The sequence below is a fragment of the Neisseria sp. HMSC067H09 genome (assembly GCF_001814135.1).
Lineage (GTDB): Bacteria > Pseudomonadota > Gammaproteobacteria > Burkholderiales > Neisseriaceae > Neisseria.
In genome coordinates, this window is sequence record NZ_KV814898.1 from 1 (window position 1) to 276 (window position 276).

1 pseudogene is annotated in these 276 nt (G+C 46.4%); it reads right to left on the reverse strand.

The window, feature by feature from the left end:
- Positions 1–38: 38 nt before the first annotated feature.
- Positions 39–276: pseudogene (locus HMPREF2954_RS04915) on the reverse strand (hypothetical protein); the annotation flags it as partial.

Below are 276 nucleotides of genomic sequence, written 5' to 3' on the forward strand. Positions count from 1 at the left end.
TTTCAGACGACCTTTGAATTTCCTTGCCGATTGTTAATTTAAGCAATACTTATCCCGCGCGATTGGGATTGCGCCAACTGCCTTTGTTGCGTTTCATATTCAAACTGTTGTTCCGTTTGCTTACTTTGAGCCACGCTGTCGGCTACCGGGGTTTGTGCCGCTTTGTGTGGATCCACGATGGCAACATCTAATTTCAGTGTATCATGGATAATGTGAAGTTTGCCGTCCATCCTACCGATAACGTCGGCATCGGTCATTTTCGCTTTTTGCATGGCG